The 19,804-nt window shown below is 72.3% G+C and carries 16 protein-coding genes; 7 read left to right on the top strand and 9 right to left on the bottom strand.

Going from position 1 to position 19,804, the window contains the following annotated elements; all coding sequences use genetic code 11:
- Window positions 1-59 precede the first annotated feature (59 nt).
- Together ACFY0I_RS12715 and ACFY0I_RS12720 are read left to right on the top strand one after the other, a co-directional pair.
- Window positions 60-1,049 (top strand): LLM class flavin-dependent oxidoreductase, encoded by a 990-nt coding sequence (locus ACFY0I_RS12715; RefSeq protein ID WP_388893703.1) that lies wholly within the window; start codon window positions 60-62, stop codon window positions 1,047-1,049.
- Between the two features lie 10 nt (window positions 1,050-1,059).
- Entirely contained in the window at window positions 1,060-3,465 is a 2,406-nt protein-coding gene (locus tag ACFY0I_RS12720) for an ABC transporter (protein ID WP_388893705.1), read from the top strand.
- A 35-nt stretch (window positions 3,466-3,500) separates the two neighbouring features.
- Here ACFY0I_RS12720 and ACFY0I_RS12725 read toward each other — a convergent pair whose 3' ends face one another.
- The 4 genes from ACFY0I_RS12725 to ACFY0I_RS12740 all read right to left on the bottom strand — a co-directional run bounded on the left by ACFY0I_RS12725 (window position 3,501) and on the right by ACFY0I_RS12740 (window position 7,860).
- Window positions 3,501-4,151: a hypothetical protein gene (locus ACFY0I_RS12725; protein ID WP_388893707.1), complete on the bottom strand. Its 651-nt coding sequence runs from the start codon at window positions 4,149-4,151 to the stop codon at window positions 3,501-3,503.
- A 234-nt stretch (window positions 4,152-4,385) separates the two neighbouring features.
- Window positions 4,386-5,126, bottom strand: coding sequence for a succinate dehydrogenase/fumarate reductase iron-sulfur subunit (locus ACFY0I_RS12730; RefSeq protein ID WP_388893709.1), 741 nt, complete (start codon window positions 5,124-5,126; stop codon window positions 4,386-4,388).
- On the bottom strand, window positions 5,123-7,153 hold the full coding sequence (locus ACFY0I_RS12735; RefSeq protein WP_388893711.1) for a fumarate reductase/succinate dehydrogenase flavoprotein subunit: 2,031 nt from the start codon (window positions 7,151-7,153) through the stop codon (window positions 5,123-5,125). The genes ACFY0I_RS12730 and ACFY0I_RS12735 overlap by 4 nt, the downstream gene beginning before the upstream one ends.
- Before the next feature lie 2 nt (window positions 7,154-7,155).
- Window positions 7,156-7,860 carry a succinate dehydrogenase gene (locus tag ACFY0I_RS12740; protein ID WP_388893713.1) on the bottom strand — a complete coding sequence of 235 codons (705 nt, stop codon included), beginning with the start codon at window positions 7,858-7,860 and terminating at the stop codon, window positions 7,156-7,158.
- Window positions 7,861-7,955: 95 nt separating this feature from the next.
- Here ACFY0I_RS12740 and ACFY0I_RS12745 point away from each other — a divergent pair, with 95 nt between their 5' ends.
- Window positions 7,956-8,834, top strand: coding sequence for a LysR family transcriptional regulator (locus ACFY0I_RS12745; protein ID WP_388893715.1), 879 nt, complete (start codon window positions 7,956-7,958; stop codon window positions 8,832-8,834).
- 84 nt (window positions 8,835-8,918) lie between these two features.
- Here ACFY0I_RS12745 and ACFY0I_RS12750 read toward each other — a convergent pair whose 3' ends face one another.
- On the bottom strand, window positions 8,919-9,563 hold the full coding sequence (locus ACFY0I_RS12750; protein WP_388893717.1) for a TetR/AcrR family transcriptional regulator: 645 nt from the start codon (window positions 9,561-9,563) through the stop codon (window positions 8,919-8,921).
- A gap of 106 nt (window positions 9,564-9,669) precedes the next feature.
- Between ACFY0I_RS12750 and ACFY0I_RS12755 the strand changes: the two genes are divergently transcribed.
- Window positions 9,670-10,746 (top strand): FAD-dependent monooxygenase, encoded by a 1,077-nt coding sequence (locus ACFY0I_RS12755; RefSeq protein ID WP_388893719.1) that lies wholly within the window; start codon window positions 9,670-9,672, stop codon window positions 10,744-10,746.
- A 197-nt stretch (window positions 10,747-10,943) separates the two neighbouring features.
- On the opposite strand, the gene ACFY0I_RS12760 is transcribed toward ACFY0I_RS12755, so the two are convergent.
- Window positions 10,944-13,103, bottom strand: coding sequence for a putative bifunctional diguanylate cyclase/phosphodiesterase (locus ACFY0I_RS12760; RefSeq protein WP_388894397.1), 2,160 nt, complete (start codon window positions 13,101-13,103; stop codon window positions 10,944-10,946).
- Between the two features lie 131 nt (window positions 13,104-13,234).
- A complete protein-coding gene (locus ACFY0I_RS12765; protein WP_388893721.1) occupies window positions 13,235-14,065 on the bottom strand; it encodes an SAM-dependent methyltransferase in 831 nt (276 codons plus the stop codon).
- A 1,181-nt stretch (window positions 14,066-15,246) separates the two neighbouring features.
- Here ACFY0I_RS12765 and ACFY0I_RS12770 point away from each other — a divergent pair.
- Both ACFY0I_RS12770 and ACFY0I_RS12775 read left to right on the top strand, forming a co-directional pair.
- Window positions 15,247-16,017, top strand: a complete 771-nt coding sequence (locus tag ACFY0I_RS12770; RefSeq protein WP_388893723.1) for a hypothetical protein — start codon at window positions 15,247-15,249, stop codon at window positions 16,015-16,017.
- Window positions 16,018-16,272: 255 nt separating this feature from the next.
- Window positions 16,273-17,028 (top strand): hypothetical protein, encoded by a 756-nt coding sequence (locus ACFY0I_RS12775; protein ID WP_388893725.1) that lies wholly within the window; start codon window positions 16,273-16,275, stop codon window positions 17,026-17,028.
- A 242-nt stretch (window positions 17,029-17,270) separates the two neighbouring features.
- Here the strand turns inward: ACFY0I_RS12775 and ACFY0I_RS12780 are convergent, their stop codons facing one another.
- Window positions 17,271-17,771 carry a hypothetical protein gene (locus tag ACFY0I_RS12780; protein ID WP_388893727.1) on the bottom strand — a complete coding sequence of 167 codons (501 nt, stop codon included), beginning with the start codon at window positions 17,769-17,771 and terminating at the stop codon, window positions 17,271-17,273.
- A gap of 353 nt (window positions 17,772-18,124) precedes the next feature.
- Between ACFY0I_RS12780 and ACFY0I_RS12785 the strand changes: the two genes are divergently transcribed.
- A complete protein-coding gene (locus tag ACFY0I_RS12785; protein WP_388893729.1) occupies window positions 18,125-18,790 on the top strand; it encodes a class F sortase in 666 nt (221 codons plus the stop codon).
- 90 nt (window positions 18,791-18,880) lie between these two features.
- Here ACFY0I_RS12785 and ACFY0I_RS12790 read toward each other — a convergent pair whose 3' ends face one another.
- On the bottom strand, window positions 18,881-19,765 hold the full coding sequence (locus ACFY0I_RS12790) for a polysaccharide deacetylase family protein (protein WP_388893731.1): 885 nt from the start codon (window positions 19,763-19,765) through the stop codon (window positions 18,881-18,883).
- Window positions 19,766-19,804 lie beyond the last annotated feature (39 nt).

The raw sequence follows: 19,804 nt of genomic DNA on the forward strand, positions 1-19,804 counted from the left end.
GGCGGGCGGGCGGGCGGGCGGGCGGGGAATCCTGACCGCCGCCCGGTGTTGAGACCTGTGTGATCCCAAGAATCTCGATACTCGACCGGTCCCGCACCCGCGAGGGACACCCGGCCCCGCAGGCCCTGCGCGACACGGTGGAGCTGGCCCGCACCGCGGAGCGGCTCGGCTACCACCGGTTCTGGGTGTCCGAGCACCACAGCGTGCCCGGGGTGGCGGGCTCCGCGCCCACCGTCCTGGCCGCCGCCGTGGCCGCCTCCACCCGGCGCATCCGGGTCGGCACCGGCGGGGTCATGCTGCCCAACCACCAGCCCTTGGTGGTCGCCGAGCAGTTCGGGGTGCTGGAAGCCCTGTTCCCCGGTCGGATCGACATGGGCCTCGGCCGTTCGGTGGGCTTCACCAACGGGATCCGCCGGGCCCTGGGCCGCGACACCGCCGACGCCGACCGCTTCGAGGAACAGTTGGCCGAGCTGCTCGGCTGGATCGACGGCACGCAGCGGGCGCACCCCGAGGTGCACGCCCGACCGGCCGAGGGGTTGCGGATCCCGGCCTTCGTCCTGGCCACCGGTGAGGGCGCCGGCATCGCCGCCCGGGCCGGGCTGCCGATGGTCGTGGGTGACCTGCGCGGCCGTGGCCGGCTCGTGGAGAGCGTCGAGCGGTACCGCGAGGAGTTCCGGCCGTCCGCACCGGGCGGCGAGCCGTACGTCGTGGTCTCCGGGACGGTGGCGGTCGCCGCCACCGAGGAGGCCGCGCGGCGCGTGCTGCTCCCGGAGGCGTGGGCCGCGGCCCATTCGCGCACCCGTGGCAGTTTTCCGCCCCTGCGGCCCGCGGAGGAGGTGGAGGCGCTGGAGATGACCCCGAAGGAGCGGGAGCTGTACGAGGGCGCCCTCGCGGGGCACATCGCAGGCACGGAGGAGCAGGTCGCCGCCGAGCTGGCCCGGGTCGCCGAGGAGACCGGCGCCGACGAGCTGCTGGTCACCACCTCCACCCACGACCGCACCGCCCTGCTGGACACCTTCGAGAGGCTGGCCCGGATCGCGGGCCTCTAAACTGGGGCGAATGCACCAGTCCCCCGGTCCCGAGACCCGTACGACGCCGGACGCGCCCGACCCCTGTGTACGGGTGCGGGGTGCCCGTGAGCACAACCTGCGCGGGGTCGACGTGGACATCCCGCGCGACACCCTGACCGTCTTCACCGGCGTTTCCGGCTCCGGGAAGAGTTCGCTGGCCTTCGGCACCCTGTACGCGGAGGCGCAGCGTCGGTACTTCGAGTCCGTGGCCCCGTACGCGCGGCGGCTGATCCACCAGATCGGCGCCCCGAAGGTGGACTCCGTGACCGGGCTGCCGCCCGCAGTCTCGCTGGAGCAGCGGCGATCCTCACCGGGGTCGCGTTCCTCGGTGGGGACGGTGACCCTGCTGTCGAACTCCCTGCGGATGCTGTACTCACGGGCGGGCAGCTATCCACCGGGGGCGGAGCGGCTCGACTCCGACTCCTTCTCCCCCAACACGGCCGCCGGGGCCTGCCCCTCCTGCCAGGGCCTCGGTCGGATCCATCGCACCAGCGCGGAACTCCTCGTACCCGAGCCCGAGCTGTCGATCCGTCAGGGGGCGATCGCCGCGTGGCCCGGCGCCTGGCAGGGCAAGAACCTGCGGGACATCCTGGAAGCGCTCGGATACGACGTGGACGCGCCGTGGCGGGAGCTGTCGGCGCAAGCCCGCGAGTGGATCCTGTTCACCGAGGAACAGCCGGTGGTCACCGTGCACCCGGTGCGGGACGCCGAACGGATCCAACGGCCCTACCAGGGCACGTACATGAGTGCCCACCGGTACGTGATGCGGACCTTCTCCGACACCAAGAGCGCCACCCTGCGGGCGCGCGCCGAGAAGTTCCTCACCCATGCGCCGTGCCCGGTGTGCGCGGGCCGCCGGTTGCGGCCGGAGGCGTTGGCGGTGACGTTCGCGGGCCGTACGATCGCGGAGCTGGCGGCGCTGGCACTGACCGAGCTGGACGGCGTACTGGCCGACGCCGATCTGCGCGACGAGGCGGCCCGGGTGCTCGCCGAGGACCTGCGCTCGCGCATCGCCCCGGTCACCGAACTCGGGCTCGGCTACCTGAGCCTGGACCGCACCGCGCCCTCGCTCTCGGCGGGCGAGCTCCAGCGGCTGCGGCTCGCCACGCAACTGCGGTCGGGGCTGTTCGGGGTGGTGTACGTCCTGGACGAGCCGTCGGCGGGGCTGCACCCGGCCGACACCGAGGCGCTGCTGACCGTGCTGGACCGGCTCAAGGCGGCCGGGAACACCGTCTTCGTCGTGGAGCACAGCATGGACGTGGTGCGGCACGCGGACTGGCTGGTGGACGTCGGCCCGCTCGCCGGGGAACACGGCGGGCGGGTGCTGTACAGCGGCCCGCCCCGGGATCTGGCCGGAGTCGGCGACTCGGCGACGGCCCGGCACCTGTTCGCCGAACGCGGGACCGCCGAGCCCCGACCGGTACGGGCGGCGACCGGGTCCGTACGACTGACGGGCGTGGACCGGCACAACCTGCGGGGGGTGGACGCGGAGTTCCCGCTCGGCGTCTTCACCGCGGTGACCGGGGTGTCCGGTTCGGGGAAGTCGACGCTGGTCGGACGGGCACTGGCCGAGGAGGTCGCCGGGCGACTGACGGAGCCGGACTTCCCGGTTCGGCGGCTGGTGGAGGTGGACCAGAAGCCGATCGGGCGCACGCCGCGGTCCAACCTGGCCACGTACACGGGTCTGTTCGACGTGGTGCGCAAGTTGTTCACCGCCACCCCCGGGGCGAGGGCGCGGGGCTGGAAGGCGGGCCGGTTCTCCTTCAACGTGTCCGGCGGTCGCTGCGAGACCTGCCAGGGCGAGGGCTTCGTATCGGTGGAGCTGCTGTTCCTGCCCAGCACGTACGCCCCGTGTCCGCAGTGCGCGGGCGCCCGCTACAAAGCCGAGACGCTGGAGGTCCGTTACGACGGTCTGAACATCGCCGAGGTGTTGGGCCTGACCGTGGAGTCGGCGGGCGTCTTCTTCGCGGAGGTTCCCGCGGCGGCGCGCGCCCTGCGGGCCTTGGAGGACATCGGGCTGGGGTACCTGAGGTTGGGTCAGCCCGCGACGGAACTGTCGGGCGGCGAGGCGCAGCGCATCAAACTGGCCACGGAGCTCCAGCGGGTGCGTCGCGACCACACGCTCTACCTGCTGGACGAACCGACGACGGGGCTGCATCCGGCCGATGTGCGGGTGCTGTTGCGGCAGTTGCACGGGCTGGTGGACGCCGGGCACTCGGTGGTGGTCGTGGAGCACGACATGGAGGTGGTGGCGGGCGCGGACTGGGTCGTCGACCTGGGTCCGGGCGGCGGCGCGGAGGGCGGCCGGATCGTCGCCGCGGGCACCCCGTCGGAGGTGGCCGACTCCCCCACCGGGAGGACGGCCCCCTACCTGGCCCGCGCGCTGGGCCGGTAGGGCGTCCGGCTGACGGAGACGCCCGTGGGCGCGCCCTACACGTCGCCCGGCAGCAGGTGTTGCGGGTGCTCGCGGAAGGACCAGGCGCCGCGGCTGCGGGTGAACGTCCAGACCAGGTCGTAGCGGTCGGGCCAGGTCGCGGGAACACCGATGACGTGCTGCGCGCCGAGGGCGCGGATCAGGGCGGGCAGTCCGGTGTGTTCCCAGCAGATGAGCACCGGCATGGGGGCGGCCAACGCGGCCTGTGCCAGGGCCGGTTCCGCGCCGAGTGCGAACCCGGAGCGTACGGGGGTCTTCAGGGCGGTGGCCAGCGGCGCGAGGGTCTGACGGCAGCGGGCGGGCGCGGTCGCCGGGCCGCCGGTGGCGAACAGGGCGGCGGGCCGGGGCAGCGAGGCCCTGCGGGCGGGCGCGAAGAGGCGGGGCAGTTCCTCGGCGCGGCGCCGGCCGCGGACGGCGAGGAAGCCGGGGTCCTCGTTGCCCTCGTCGTCCTCGCCGATGTCCCCGGCGTACGGCTTCTCCGCGTGCCGGATCACCATGACGAGGGCGTCCTTCGCGGGGGACGGCGGACCGGGGGCCGGCGGGGTCGGCTCCTCCCGCCCGGAGCAGCCGGCCACCGCGAGGGGGGCGAGGGCGGCGGCCAGTACGGTGCGGCGGCGCGGTCCGGTCCCGGCGGGGGCTTGTGGCATGGGGCCACTGTCGCCGACCGCCCGGGCGGGGCCGCGGCGCGGCGCGTCGTACGGCCCGTACGAGCGCCCGGTCGGGCGATCGACTCGGCCGATCGGCCCAGAACGGGGGTCCGGGTGCCCGTACGGGGGCGTGGGGCGCCGGCCGCGTCGGGCCCGCCGGGGTGGGGCACCCGGCGCGGGGCCGCGCGCAGCCGGAGGCGGCGGGGGTGGAGGCCGCGGGGGCGGAGGGGGCGGTCAGCTCTTGCGGACCGCCCGGAGCCACTCCTTGTTCATCGCGGCGATCGACGGCAGCGGGATGCCCTTGGGGCAGGCCGTGGCGCATTCGCCGGTCAGCGTGCAGCCGCCGAAGCCCTCGTCGTCCATCCTGCCCACCATGTCCAGCACCCGGGTCTCGCGCTCCGGCGAGCCCTGCGGGAGCACGTTGAGGTGGTTGACCTTGGCGGAGGTGAACAGCATCGCGGACCCGTTGGGGCAGGCCGCCACACAGGCTCCGCAGCCGATGCACTCGGCGTGCTCGAAGGCGAAGTCGGCGTCGGGCTTGGGCACGGCGGTGGCGTGCGCCTCGGGGGCCGCGCCGGTCGGCGCCGTGATGTAGCCGCCGGCCTGGATGATGCGGTCGAAGGCGCTGCGGTCGACGACGAGGTCCTTGACCACCGGGAAGGCGGAGGCCCGCCACGGCTCGACGTCGATGGTGTCCCCGTCGGCGAAGGACCGCATGTGGAGCTGGCAGGTGGTGGTGCGCTCCGGGCCGTGGGCGTCACCGTTGATGACGAGGCTGCACGCGCCGCAGATGCCCTCGCGGCAGTCGTGGTCGAAGGCGACCGGGTCCTCACCGCGCAGGATGAGTTCCTCGTTGAGGGTGTCGAGCATCTCCAGGAAGGACATGTCCTTCGAGATGCCGTCGACCTCGTAGGAGGCCATCGCGCCGGGGGCGCCGGCGTTGCGCTGGCGCCAGACGCGCAGGGTGAGCTTCATGCGTAGCTCCGCTGTGTGGGGTGGACGTACTCGAAGACGAGGTCTTCCTTGTGCAGGACGGGTGCGGCTCCGGTGCCCCGGTACTCCCAGGCGGCCGCGTAGCCGAACTCCTCGTCGCGGCGGGCCGCTTCACCGTCCGGGGTCTGGGACTCGACGCGGAAGTGACCGCCGCAGGATTCGGCGCGGTGGAGGGCGTCGAGACACATCAGCTCGGCGAGTTCCAGGTAGTCGACGACCCGGTTGGCCTTCTCCAGCGACTGGTTGAACTCCTCGCCGCTCCCGGGGACCTTGATGCGCCGCCAGAACTCCTCGCGGATCTCGGGGATCCGGGCGAGGGCCTTGCGCAGGCCCTCCTCCGTACGGGCCATACCGCAGTACTCCCACATGAGTTCACCGATCTCGCGGTGGAAGGAGTCGGGGGTGCGGTCGCCGTCGACGGCGAGCAGCTTGGCGAGGCAGTCGCGGGTTTCGCGGACAGCCGCCGCCGCCTCCGGGTGAGCGTCGTCGACCTCGTCGTGGTGCGGGTTCCGGGCCAGGTAGTCGTTGATGGTGGACGGCAGCACGAAGTAGCCGTCACCGAGGCCCTGCATGAGGGCGGAGGCGCCGAGGCGGTTGGCGCCGTGGTCGGAGAAGTTGGCCTCGCCGATCGCGAACAGGCCCGGGACGGTGGTCTGGAGGTCGTAGTCGACCCACAGTCCGCCCATCGTGTAGTGGACGGCCGGGTAGATCCGCATGGGGACCTCGTACGGGTTCTCCGCGGTGATCCGCTCGTACATCTCGAAGAGGTTGCCGTACTTCTCCGCCACCTTGTCCTTGCCCATGCGGCGGATGGCGTCGGCGAAGTCCAGGTACACGCCCTGGCCGCCCGGTCCGACGCCGCGGCCCTCGTCGCAGACGTTCTTCGCGGCGCGGGAGGCGATGTCGCGGGGGACGAGGTTGCCGAAGGAGGGGTAGATCCGCTCCAGGTAGTAGTCGCGCTCCGCCTCGGGGATCTCGACGGCGGGGCGGGTGTCGCCCCGGGCCTTGGGAACCCAGATCCGGCCGTCGTTGCGGAGGGACTCGCTCATCAGCGTGAGCTTGGACTGGTGCTCACCCGTGCGAGGGATACAGGTGGGGTGGATCTGGGTGAAGCAGGGGTTGGCGAAGTGGGCACCGCGCCGGTGCGCCCGCCAGATGGCGGTCGCGTTGGAGTTCATGGCGTTGGTGGAGAGGTAGAAGACGTTGCCGTAGCCGCCACTCGCGAGGACCACCGCGTCCGCGTAGTACGTGGAGATCTTCCCGGTGATCAGGTCGCGGGCCACGATGCCGCGGGCGACGCCGTCCACCGTGATCAGGTCGAGCATCTCGGTGCGGGCGTGCATCTCCACGTTGCCCGCGGCGATCTGCCGGGACAGGGCCTGGTAGGCGCCGAGCAGGAGCTGCTGACCGGTCTGGCCTCGGGCGTAGAAGGTGCGGGAGACCTGGACGCCGCCGAAGGACCGGGTGTCGAGGAGGCCCCCGTACTCGCGGGCGAAGGGCACGCCCTGGGCCACGCACTGGTCGATGATCTCGACGGAGATCTGTGCGAGGCGGTGGACGTTGGACTCGCGGGCGCGGAAGTCGCCGCCCTTGACGGTGTCGTAGAAGAGGCGGTGTACGGAGTCGCCGTCGTTGCGGTAGTTCTTCGCGGCGTTGATGCCGCCCTGCGCGGCGATGGAGTGGGCGCGGCGCGGGGAGTCGGAGAAGCAGAACTGGACGACGTGGTAACCCTGCTCGGCGAGCGTCGCGCCGGCCGCGCCGCCGGCCAGGCCGGTGCCGACGACGATGATCCGGTGCTTGCGCCGGTTCGCCGGGTTGACCAGCTTCGCCTCGAAGCGGCGCCGGTCCCAGCGCTCGGCGATGGGGCCCTCGGGGGCCTTGGTGTCGACGATCGGATCGCCCGTGACGTAGTCCGCGTACGACGTGTGGGTGTCGTGGGTGTCGTGGGTGTCCTGGGAGTCGTAGGACTCGTGGGCCCCGGTGTGCGCGGGGGTCTCGTGTGCGCTCATGGTCAGCTCACCACTCCGGTCATGACGGCGACGGGGACGGACACGAAGCCCGCGAAGAGGACGAGGGCCAGGGCGTTGGCCAGGAACTTCAGGGTCCGGTCGCGCCGGGCGTTGCCGGCGCCGAGGGTCTGCGCGGCGCTCCAGAAGCCGTGGCGGACGTGCAGCCCGAGCGCGGCCATCGCGACCAGGTAGATCGTGTTGCCGTACCAGGTGGAGAAGGTGGCGAGGACGTTCTCGTACGGGTGGCCGGCCCAGGCGCGCTCGTTGACCGTGAGCGTGGTCAGGTCGAGGAGGTGCCAGACGATGAAGAGCGCCAGGATGATGCCGCCCCAGCGCATGGTGCGGGTGGCGTAGCTCGCCCGCCGACGCTTGTGGGCGTACTTCACCGGGCGCGCCTTGATGTCGCGACGGCTGAGCTGGTACGCGCAGACGGCGTGGGCGACGACCGCGGCGACCAGCACGACGCGGACGATCCACAGGGCCCACTCGTGGTGCAGGAAGGGGGATCCGAGGGTGCGGAGCCAGTGGGCGTACCCGTTGAACTCGTCCGCCCCGAAGAAGATCTTGAGGTTGCCGAGCATGTGCACGACGAGGTAGCCGAGCATGATCAGGCCCGATGCCGCCATCACGGACTTCTTGCCGACGGTGGAGTCCCAGAGCGTGCGCGTGATGGACGGCCGTCGATCCGTCCGCGTTGCCAGAGCCATGACGTCGACGGTAAGGACTTAGGTCCCGAAAGGTCCAAGACATGGTCGAGCTGATCGCGATAGGCGTTCCCTATCGACGGGTCTAGTCTGGCGGCATGCAGTTCCAGCAGCTCGTGTACTTCGTGGCCGTCGCCGAGACCCGGCACTTCACCCGGGCCGCCGAACGGGAGCACGTGGCCCAGCCCTCCCTGTCGCAGCAGATCAAGGCCCTGGAACGGGAGCTGGGGGCCGAACTCTTCAGCCGCGTGCGGGGCAACATCGCCCTGACCGACGCGGGCGAGGCCCTGCTTCCGCTGGCCCGCCGGATCCTGGCCGACGCGGACACGGCGCGGCTGGAGGTGCAGGAGCTCGCGCAGCTGCGACGCGGACGGGTCCGATTGGGGGCCACCCCGAGCGTGTGCACGGGCATGCTGCCGGCCGTGCTGCGCGCCTTCCACGCCGCGCACCCCGGCATCGAGCTGCTGATCGAGGAGAGCGGCTCGCTGGACCTCGTACGGGAGCTCGCGCGCGGGCTCCTGGACCTGGCCCTGATCACACTGCCCCTGCCGCCGTCGGCACCCGCCCTGACCACCGTGGAGCTGCTCACCGAGGACCTTCTGGTGGTCTCGTCCGCGGACCTCCCGCCCCCGGCGGGCGGGGGCGAGCTGAGCATCGCGGACCTGCGGGACGAGCCGATGGTGATGTTCCGCCACGGTTATGACCTGCGGGACCTCACCGTGGGCGCCTGCCGGGCGGCGGGCTTCGAGCCGACGTTCACGGTGGAGGGCGGCGAGATGGACGCGATCCTCGGCTTCGTCCGCGCCGGGCTCGGGATCGCGGTGGTCCCGGCCATGGTCGTCGAACACGGCGGCCCGGGCTTGCGCGCGACCCGCCTCGCCGGCTCCCCCCTGCGCCGCACGATCGCCCTCGCCCACCGCACGGACGTCGCACCCCCACGCGCGGCCCGCGAACTGAAACGCCTCCTCCTGGCCTGACCCACCCCGGCGGGAGCGGCCACCGGGGCCATCCGGGACACCCGGCCTCGCAGCACCTCCCCCCGGCGCTCCCGCGGTACCCCGTCAGGCCGGTCGTATCGGCAAAGCGGCGTCGAGGCCTTCGGCGAGCATCGCGAAGGCGCGGTCGGCGTCGGTCACCGCGGCCGGGTACGCCTCGTCGGCACTCTGACCGGCGGCGATCCGACGCCAGTTCTCCCGACCCAGTTCGTGACGCACCGCCACCAGGTGGATCGCCGCCAGCCGCGCGGTGAGCGGCGCCGCGGACTCCGCCTCCAGGACGGCGGCCAGGAGTTCCACCTCTCGGTCCGAGTAGTGCGCCAGCCGGGACTCCAGGCTGGGAGTGGCGTACAGGAGCCCCTGGAAAGCGAGAACGTTCGGGTGGTCGCACAGCCCCGTGATCGGGTCCCGCTCGCCTAGGGCGGCCAGGAAGTGGTCGTGAACCGCCCCGACCGGGCTTCGACCGGCGGGCCGTTCGCGCACGATCCGTGCCGCCTCGTCCTGATGGTCGGCGAACCGGTCGAGGACCAGGTCCTCCTTGCTGGGGAAGTACCGGAACAGGGTGGGTTTGGACACCTCCGCCGCCGCGGCGACATCGGCCACCGATACCGCGTCGAAGCCCCGCTCCAGGAAGAGTTCCAGCGCCGTGGCCGCCAGCTGGCGGCGCGTGCGCAGCTTTTTGCTCTCGCGCAGACCCGTCGTGTTTTCCATGCCCACACCGTACCACGCAATCATGACCCAGTAACTTTTCTGACTCGGTTGCTTTTTCTTCGTGGACGCGCTTTCCTGGAACCCGGCGACAACGAGAGGACTTCCGATGACCGACGTACTGATCGTGGGCTCCGGCCCGACGGGGCTCACCCTGGCTTGCGGGCTGGCCCTCCACGGCGTTGACGTGCGCATCGTCGACCAACGCCCCGGCCCGCACCGCGAGTCCCGGGGGAAGAGCCTCAGTTCGAGCAGCCTGCGGGTCCTCGAACAGCTGGGGGTCGCCGCGAGGATGACGGCCCTCGGCAACGCGGACCTGGTGTTCCGCAAGTACTTCGACGGCGCCCACATCAGCGACACACCCTTCACCGACGTCTTGTTCATGGGTCAGTGGCAGATCGAGGAAGTGCTGCGGGAGCGGCTCGCGGAGCTCGGCGTGCGGGTCGAGTACGGGACCCGGATCACCGGGATCCATCAGGAAGCGGACGCGGTGACGGCGCAGCCCGCTGCCGGCCCGGCCATCCGGAGCCGCTACCTCGCGGGGTGCGACGGCGGAGGCAGCGCGACGCGCAAGCTGCTCGGCATCCCCTTCGAGGGGAGCACCGAGGAGCGGTCGATGATGGTCCTCGGTGACGTGAGCGCTCCCGGATTGAGCCGCGAATTCTGGCACCAGTGGTTCACCTCGGACGGGGCGGCCATGCTGCTCTGTCCGATACCGGGGACCGACTCCTTCCAGCTCCAGGCCTCGCGCGAGCTGGACGCCGACGGGGAGCCGCTGCCGCCCTCCCTCGAAAGCTTCCAGCGGCTGTTCGACCGGCATGCCAGGATGCCGGGGATCGAACTGGCGGATCCCACCTGGATGTCGACCTGGAGGGTCAACGTCCGCATGGCTGCTCGGCTGCGGGAGGGGCGCGTCTTCCTCGCCGGGGACGCGGCCCACGTCCAGCCCATCGCCGGTGGACGGGGCATGAACACCGGGATAACGGACGCGGCCGTCCTCGGCCGGGCCCTGACCAGCGCCCTGAGCGCGCCGTCCGGACCCACCCGGGAGGAGTTGCTCGCCCGGTACGAGACGGAGCGGCTGCCGGCTGCCGCCGAGCTGCTGGCCGACACGACGCAGCGGTTGGAGCGGGTCCTCGCGGCGGTGCGCGAGCCGGGCCGCGGAACGGAGGCCGGCCTGCGCTGACCGACACCGACCGACCATCCCGACGGGCGCCTTCACCGACGGCCCTCACCCGCCATCCCGACGGCCGCCCTCTCCGTGGGCCCCGCCCTCACCGGCAACTTCGACACCTGCCAACCGACCACGCCGACGCCGCCCCCCGGCCGCCCGGGGACGGCGGTTCACCGGATCCGCGCCGGCCCCAGCCGGCTCGGAGTCGATCAGGTGGGGGTCGGAACCGCGTCGGAGAGGGAGAGGGTATGGATGCGGTCCGGGGAACCGGGACGGGCGTAGTACCAGCCCTGGGCGGTGTCGCAGCCGAGGTCGCGGAGCTGGGCCGCCTGGACGCCGGTCTCCACTCCCTCAACCGTCACGGCGAGTTCGAGGCTGTGGGCCAGCGCGACGATGCCCTCCACGATCTTGACGTCGACGGGGTTGGCCGGCTGCTGTTGCATCCCCTGCGTGAAGGAGCGGTCCAGCTTCAGGACGCTGACGGGCAGGCGGCGCAGGTTGGCGAGGTTCGAATAGCCGGTGCCGAAGTCGTCGAGGGCGATGTCCACGCCCAGGGCGGCGAGCCGCCGCAACGGTTCGAGGAGCTCGTCGTCGGCCCCTATCAACGCCGACTCGGTGACTTCCAGGCACAGGGAACCCGGGGCCAGGCCCGAGCTCTCCAGGACCCGTACCGTGTCGGCGACCAGGCCGGGATGGTGGAGCTGGGTCGGGGAGAGGTTGACGTTGACGCGCAGGCTGGAGCCGCCGTACTGGAGCTGCCAGCTCCGGGCCTGCCGGACGGACTCCTCCAGGACCCACCGGCCGAGCGGCACGATGAGGCCGGTCCGTTCGGCGAGCGGGATGAAGCGGTCGGGGCCGAGGACCCCGTACTGCGGGTGCGACCAACGCACCAGCGCCTCCGCACCGCGCACACTGCCGTCGTGCATGTGCACCAGCGGCTGGTACTCGATGAAGAACTCACCGCGTTCCAGCGCTGCGGGCAGCGCGTTGGTCAGGCCGTGCCGGGTGATGGCGCGGGCGTCGGCCTCCTCGTCGGCGAACTCGAAGCGGTTCCCGCCCGCCGCCTTGGCCCGGTACATGGTGATGTCGGCGCTGCGCAGCACCTCCGCCGCGGTCCGTTCGCCGGCCCGGCCCTCGACGATGCCGATGCTGCCCCGCACGGTCAGCTCCCGGCCCTCCAGCCGGATCGGCGTGGACAGGGCGGACAGGATCCGAACCGCCAGGTCCGTCACCTTCTCCTCGTTCTCGGCGGCGGGGCCGGTGGTCAGGGCCACGAACTCGTCACCGCCCAGCCGGGCCACCACCTCGCCCGGTCCGGTCGCGCAGCTCTGCAGCCGGTCGGCGACCTCCACCAGGAGTCGGTCGCCCGCCGAGTGACCCAGGCTGTCGTTGACCGCCTTGAAGCCGTCGAGATCGAGGTAGCACAGGCCGAAGCGGCTTGCTCCGCCCGCGCTCAGGGCCTTCTCCAGCCGCTCGAAGAACAGCGTCCGGTTGGGCAGTCCGGTCAGCGCGTCGTGGGTCGCCTCGTAGCGCAGCCGCAGGTTCAGCAGCCGGCGTTCGGTGGTGTCCTCCATCAGGGCCAGCTGGTACTGCGGGGTGCCGTCGGTGTCACGCAGCAGGGACACCGTCAGGTTGGTCCACAGGACGGTGCCGTCGTGCCGGTAGTACGGCTTCTCCACCCGGTAGTGCTCGCGCTCCCCGCGCACCAGTTCCCCGTACATGCGCCACACGTGCGGGGTGTCGTCGGGGTGTCCCCACTCGCTGACGTTGCGGCCCCGGACGTGCCCCTCCAGGCCGCCGAACATCTGCAGCAGGGTGTCGTTGACCTCCAGGACGTTGCCTTCCAGGTCGGCGATGCCGATCCCGATGGCGGCGCCCTCGAAGACCGCCCGGAAGCGTTCCTCGCTGGCGTGGAGCGCCTGTTGGGCGTCGCTGCGGGCCGTGAGCGCGGAGCGGGCGATGGCCTCCTGCTCCTTCAGGGTCCGCTCGCGCAGCGCGCGGGCGAATCCGGCCGCGATGCCGTGCTGGAGGCGGGCGCAGCGGGACCGGTACTCCTCGGTGCCCTCCGTACCGGAGCCGTCGGGTCCGCAGTAGAGCACGAGGTAGGACTCGACCACGCCGAGGGTGCCGGCCAGGGCTTCGGGGTCGGTGCAGTGCACGGCGACGAGATCGGCGCCCACCCGCTGGGCGACCGAGGCGTCGAAGGGTCGGGCGTGCAGGGCCTCGGTGAGGGTGCGGGTGAGGGGGACGAGGTGCTGTTCGAACTCGGGCCGGGTCAGTGACGTGGCCGTGACGGGGAAGATCGCCCGCCCCCAGATGGTCGCGAAGCGCGCGATCCGGTCCTCCAGCCCGCTGCGCAGCTCGCGCAACTGCTCCCGCCCCGGGACGGGGCCGGTCTGTTGCGTGGAGGCACCGGCCTGGTCCGGGGCGGTCCCGAAGGCGACGGCCTCCGGGAAGGCCCGGCCGGGAGGGGCGGGCGGCGGTGTGGGAGCGGGAAGTCTCACGCCTTGCGTCCCACGCCGCCGAAGCCCGAGAAGGCGTACGGGTCCTCCGGCTCGTCGCCTTCGGCAAGCGCCTCGGTGCGGTCCGGGCGCCAGTCCGGCATGGACACGAGACCGGGTTCGAGTAGGTCGAAGCCGTCGAAGAAGCCGCCCACCTGTTCCCGGGTGCGCATGACGAGGGGGTTGCGGATGTCCCGGTAGACGGTGACGACGCCGCCCGCCACCTCCTGGGTGAGCGGGATGCCCTCGTACGAGGCGTGCGTGAGGACGAGCAGGCTCCCCGGTGCCAGCGCGTCGCGCAGTTCGGCGACGGCGGCGTACGGCTGGTCCGCGTCCTCGATGAAGTGCAGGACCGCGACGAGCAGCAGTGCGACGGGGCGGTTCAGGTCCAGCAGTCGGCCGACCTCGGGGGCGGCGAGGATCTCCTGCGGCTTGCGCAGGTCGGCCGCGACGACGCCGGTGCGTTCGTCGCCGTCGAGGACGGCTCGGCTGTGCGCGACGGCCACCGGGTCGTGGTCGACGTAGACGACGCTCGCTTCGGTGCTCGCCGCCTGGGCGATCTCGTGGACGTTGCCGAAGGTCGGGATGCCGGAGCCGATGTCGAGGAACTGCGTGATGCCCTCGGCGACGGCGTGCCGGACGGCGCGGCGCATGAATGCCCGGTTGGCCTGCATGACCTTGGGGAGTCCCGGCATGAATTCCATGGCGCGGCGGGCCGCCTGGCGGTCGACCTCGAAATTGTGGGAGCCGCCCAGGTAGTAATCGTAGATGCGGGACACGCTGGGCACCGATATGTCGATGCCTGCCGGGGCCCAGGCGGGGCGCTCCATCGGGGTCTCCAAGCCGTAGTCGTGTCGTGGTCCGTCCGGGGGGCGGGACGGGGGTCGGACTCCTGTCCGAGCCGAATGTACTGATCATTGCCCAACCGAGCGAGTAAAAGCGGAAATTGGCGGTCCGTTCTTGGTCACACACCAAAGGGCCGACCGGGTCCGAACAGGGGAGGCTCGGAATCCGACAAATACCTTTTGGGAATTGCACAGCCACTGATCGGACACGGTCATCGACTGGCTCAAACCTCTACGGTCCCAACTCCGCCCGTTCAGGCGAACCGAGCTCGTCCCCCACGTGCGCGGGCGCGCGCGGGCCCATGCTCCCCGGGTGAACAGAGCCTGTGCCAGGCGCCTGCTGGCGGTCCCGGTCCTGCTGTGGGCGGCGTTGGCCGTCACGCCGGCCGTGGCCGATAGCCGCGCATACGCGACGATCGAAGCCGGCGACGGCGGAGCGAGCCTCACGGTGTTCGCGACCGCCGGCGGCGGCGCGAGCGTGGCCATTCGAGGTGGCGGACATCACGGCAAGGGGCACTGCAAGGACCGCGGCGGACACCACGGCGGAGGGCACCACGGCGGACACGGTGGACACCACTGCCCGCCGCCTCCCCCGCCGTGCCCACCGAAACCGACCCCGACACCACCGAAGCCGACTCCCACGCCCACGCCCACACCCACCCCGACGCCCACGCCCACGCCCACACCGACCCCGAAGCCTCCGACCCCGACGCCCACCCCGCCACCACCGAAGCCCAAGCCGACCCCACCCCCGAAGCCGGCCCCCGCTCCGCCGAAGCCTGCTCCCGTACCGGTGCCGAAACCGCCCGTGGCGGCGCCTCCGCCGCCCCGGGTGTACCAGGCGCCCGCTCCGCCGCCTCCCAGGCCCGCGCCGAAGCCGACGCCTCCCCCGGTGGTGACCCCGCCGCCTCCCGCCCCCAAGCCGGTGGCACGCCCCAGCTACCACGCGCCGGCCCGCAAACCGGCCGAGCGTCACATTTCGCCAGTCACCTTCACGCTCATGACCGCGGCTCCCGCCGTGCTCGCGATCGTCGCGCTGCGCCCGCGCTGACCGCGCGAAGCCGACCGACCGCCCCGGGCACGCCCGCGCGCCGGAACGGCGGTTCACCGGAGCAGCCGCGCGCACTTTCTTCCTCTTCCCCTGTGATCACCGATTGGGAGTCATCTTGTCGGAATGGCTCGTCCTGTCCCTCGCGATGGCCGCGGCATGCGCCGTGGTCCTTTCCATCGCCTTCTTCAACCACCGCAGGATCGGCGAGGACGACGATCCGAACGAAACCCCGGACGTCATCGAGTACATGACGATGATGATCGGGGTGATCTACGCCATCGTGCTCGGTCTCGCCATCGCCGGCGTCTGGGAAGGCAGAGGGGCCGCCCAGGAATACGTCCGCCAGGAGGCCCAGGCCCTGCACGAGATCAGTGTCCGCTCCGAGGTCTACCCGGCCGAGGTCCGCAAGAAGATCCGCTCGGACGTCGACGCGTACGTGACGTACGTGGTGGACACGGAGTGGAAGGAGATGGCCGAGAACGGCGAACTGACCGACCGCGGCGGCGAGCTGCTGGAACGTATCCGCCGTGACGTGACGGACTACGAACCGCAGACCGACCATGAGGGTCAGGCCTACCAGCCGCTGGTCGACCAGGCGGCGATGGTGGACGACGCCCGCAACTCACGCGGGCAGAGCGCCGGGGCCACCATGCCCGGGGTGGTGTGGTTCGGGCTGATCGCGGGAGCGCTGGTGACGGTGGGGCTGATCTTCACCCTGCAGATCCGGCGATCGTTCCGCGAAATGCTGCTCGCCGGCCTGTTCAGCGCGTTGATCGCCTTCTTGTTGTTCCTGATCTGGGACTTCGACGCGCCCTTCGGGCGGGGCATCTCGGCGACCGCCGAACCCTTCCTCGCGCAGTTCCCCCATCTGGGACTGGGGGACTGAACGTCCGCGCCGGGCGCCCGGAGGAACGGGCGCCCGGCGCGGGCGACGGCGCCCCGCCGGACAAGCCCGCGACGAGCCGGGCACAAACCGGCGACGGGCCGTACGTCCCCGGTTCGGCCTACCGGTGTGCCCCATTCGCCCGTTCCTGATCGCGGGTCACCGGTCCCGCACCTAGCGTGGCGGACATCGAGGTGCACGACCCCTCACGTGCGGAAACGCTGCGCGGCTGCTCCTCGGGGATCCGGAGAACCAGCCATGGGTGCGATACGCAGCTCCGTCACCACCCTGTTCAGCACCGGCGCCACGGGCGCGGCCCTCGTACTCGGCGCCCTGGGCGCGCCCGTCGCCCTCGCGGTGGAGGCGGCGCCCATCACCTCGTTCGGTTTCGCCATCACCCCCTCGACGGTGGCCCCCGGCGGGCAGACCGTGCTCTCCGTCACCGGCTGCGACGCCGCCTTCGCCACCGCCTCCTCCGGGATCTTCGACACCGTGAGCATCGCGCGCGGCCAGACCGTTCGGGTCACGGTGGACCGCGACGCCCGCCGCGGAGCCCAGTACTCCGTCTCCTTCACCTGCAACGGTGAGACCGGCTCGGCCGACGTGACGGTCGCGGGCGCCACGAGCACCCCCACCACGAGCTCGACCACGGGCCCCCGCACGAGCGCCTCCCCCGCGACGTCCACCGCCGCCCCCGTCTCCCCCGCGGCGCCCACCTCCGCCGCCGCGGTGGCCCCGCCGCGTACGACGGCCGCCGTCGTCCCCCCGCGCACCACCACCGCACCCGCGGCGCCCCGCACGACGTCGCCGCCGACGCCGCGCACCACGACGGGCACCGTGACGGGCAACCCCACGGCCTCGGCGGTTGCCACCCTCGGCGTCCGGGGCGGGCTCGGCGGCAGCGTCGCCGGGATGGACGCGCTCGAACTCGGCGCGGGCGCGGGCCTCTTCCTGCTCGCCTCCGGCGGCACCGCGTACGCCCTGTACCGACGCCGGTCGGCCAACGGGCACTGACCCGACGGACCGTGCCGCGGGCAGCCGGGGCCCCCGGCCCCGTAGGGCCGGCCCCGTCCGTTCCCACGACCCGACGGCCCCCACACACCACACCCCGCAAGGACTGCGGCCCGCCGCGCCCACGCACCCGACCGACGCTCCCCGTCCCACCCGCGAAACCGCCGGTCGCCCCGGGGCCCGTGCGGGCCCGGGGCGACCGGCGGATCGTCAGGGCGGGCTACCGGCCCGCTCGGCGGGCCCGGTCAGGCCCGGCCCGCCGGGACGGGACGACGGCGGCGCATCACGTGCACGCCCGCGCCGAGTGCCGCGGCACCGATCAGACCCGCGCCCATGGCCGTCTCGGCGGTGGACGGGCCGAAGGACCCGCCGATGCCGCCCTGGGCGCCGCGGCCCGGAAGGATGGTGAAGCGGTGCGTGGCGACCAGGTTGTTGTCGTGGCACTTGACCGACAGCGTGTGGTGGCCCGGCGAGGCGTGGTTGAAGATCCGGACGGTCGCGAAGCCGATGGGGCCCGACGAAAGGTTCGTCTGCGGAAAGTTGCCGTGCGACCAGACGGTGCCGCCGTTGCGGCAGCCGGCCGCGCTGACCTGCATCGAGGCGCCCTGGTGGACGGAGTACGGGTTGACCGTGACGTTGCTGGGACCGGTGCCCCCGCCCTGCGGGTTCGCTTGAGCGGACGTGACACTGAGACCGATCGCGGCGCAAGCAGCCGCGGTCACGGTGAGAGCGCGGAAAACACGCATGGTGGAACCTCCAGCGGAAAGCGCCCCGGGGCGGTGGCTCCGGGCAGATCGACGAGAACGCCTCCCATCACGAACCCTCGGGCCGGTCCGCAACCAGCGCATGTCCACCTTTGGGCCGGCCGGTTGATCGACACGCCGAAGATCGCGAAATGAATCTGACGGATCCGCAGGTCACGGGGCGTCAGGCATTTATGTGACGATTACCTGGATGGGCGCACCCCTTCCGGCCCCACCACCCGTTCGCCCTTCCCCGATCGCCGTCCCGACCGAGCGCCCTTAGCGTGCGTGAAGTAGGGCGTACAGGGGTGGGACTGGAACGCGGGTCGGGACCCCCGCGTCGGGAAGGGAGAGCCATGACCGAGGACGAGAGTGAGCAGCGGCCGAGGAGACGTTCCCCCTGGGGCGTGCTCGCGCTGGTCATGCTCAGCGGCCTCGCCATGATGCGCAACGGTGCGAACATCGAGGACGGGCCGCCGCAGCCCACCGCGGCCGCGGCGGTCGCCGTGCGCCCGGACCAGCTGACGGCGAACCCGCCGACGCCGCCGTCGGACATGGAGGTGCTGGACCACTCGTCGGTGCAGCGCATCCGGATTCCGTCGATCAGCGTGGACGCGCCGGTGATGACGGTCGGGCTGGACGCGCAGGGGTGGATCGACGCCCCTCCGCCGCAGGACCGCAACCTCGCCGGCTGGTACCTCAACGGCATCTCGCCGGGCCAGCAGGGATCGTCGGTGATCGTGGGTCACGTGGACAACGCGCAGGGTCCGGCCGTCTTCTACGGCCTCGGGTCGACGAAGCCGGGCAGCCGGATCGAGGTGGAGCGGTACGACGGGCGCACGGCCGTGTTCGAGGTGTACGGCGTGGAGGTGTTCTCCAAGGAGTCCTTCCCCGGTGCCCGCGTGTACGGGGACACCGGGCACCCGGAGCTGCGGGTGATCACCTGTGGCGGCGGCTACTCGAAGGACAAGGGCTACGACGGCAACGTGGTCGTCTTCGCCCGGATGGTGGCCTCCCGCTGACGGAGCCGCGGCCGGTCGCCCAGAGGCCGCCGGCCGCCCCGCCGACAGCACGACGTCCGACCCACCGCCGCCCCGCCGAGGGAGTTCTCCTCAGCGGGGCGGCAGCGTGGGCAGGGTCATCCGGTAGCCGCGCGCCAGGAGTTGGGGCAGGTAGGTGGCGAGGGCCTGGACGCTCTGCGCCCGGTTGCCGCCCGCGTCGTGGTTGAGCACGATCACCCCCGGCCCGGCGCCCGCCTGCACGCGGGAGACGATGGCGGCGGTCCCGGGCTCCTTCCAGTCGAGGGTGTCCAGGGTCCAGGCGAGGGGCTCCATGCCCAGGTCGGCGCCGATCTCGAAGGCGGCCCGGTTCCAGGCGCCGTACGGGGCCCTGAACCACTGGGGCGCCTCGCCGATGGTCTGCTGGACGACCTCGCTGGTGCGGCCGATCTCGGAGAGCAGGGCGGGTCGGCCGAGCTTGGGGATGAGCGGGTGCGTCCAGGTGTGGTTGCCGATGACGTGCCCTTCGGTGACCATCCGGCGCAGCAGGTCGCGGTGGTCGGTGGCCATCTCCCCGCAGACGAAGAACGTGGCTCGGACCTGGTACCGGGCGAGGGTGTCGAGGATGGCGGGGGTGTAGCGGGGGTCGGGGCCGTCGTCGAAGGTGAGGGCCATGGCGCTGGCGTGGGCGGCGTCGTCGGGGAGTCCGAGGATGGGCCGGGCCCGGACCGCGGGCTTGACGAGGGGCGGCCGTAGGGGCGCCTCGGCGGTCATCGGCCGGAGTCGGTAGGACTTTTCGGGCGGGCCCGCGGGCCGCAGGCCGGGGGCTCCGGCGGCCCCGGCGGGCGGCGGTCCGCCGGCCGGGGCGGGACCGGCGGCGCCGGGGACGGGGGTCTGTGACTCGCCCGCGGTGACCAGGGTGGACGCGGCGGCGATTCCGAGGAAGACGGCGGTACGCAGGAGCACGCGTCGCCCTACTGTCGGCTCGTCATTTTTCATTATTACTACGTATCAACGACATCCCGGCAGATGTCGAGA

Source organism: Streptomyces sp. NPDC001568 (assembly GCF_042893755.1).
Classification (GTDB): Bacteria; Actinomycetota; Actinomycetes; order Streptomycetales; family Streptomycetaceae; genus Streptomyces.